Source organism: Achromobacter sp. SIMBA_011 (assembly GCF_046535435.1).
Taxonomy (GTDB): domain Bacteria; phylum Pseudomonadota; class Gammaproteobacteria; order Burkholderiales; family Burkholderiaceae_B; genus Achromobacter; species Achromobacter dolens.
The window spans coordinates 1-273 of the sequence record NZ_JAWRWN010000438.1 but is presented as its reverse complement, the minus strand read 5'-3'; the positions used below and the strand labels follow the sequence as shown (position 1 = coordinate 273).

Annotated in this window: 1 protein-coding gene; it reads left to right on the top strand. The window is 65.2% G+C overall.

Going from position 1 to position 273, the window contains the following annotated elements:
• A partial coding sequence (locus SB816_RS31625; RefSeq protein ID WP_410548199.1) for a 4Fe-4S dicluster domain-containing protein occupies nt 1-273 on the top strand: 273 nt, incomplete at both ends.

The following is a 273-nucleotide window of genomic DNA, read 5'->3' as shown; positions in this document are numbered from 1 at the left end:
CGTCGATTTCCACGAGGAGAACTGCATCGGTTGCGGCTATTGCGTGACCGGCTGCCCGTTCAACGTTCCGCGGATCTCGAAGAAGGACCATCGCGCGTACAAGTGCACGCTGTGTTCCGATCGCGTCGCGGTCGGCCAGGAGCCGGCGTGCGTGAAGACCTGCCCGACCGGCGCGATCGTGTTCGGCACCAAGGAGGACATGAAGCAGCACGCGGCCGAGCGCATCGAGGACCTCAAGGAGCGCGGCTTCGAGCATGCGGGGCTGTACGACCC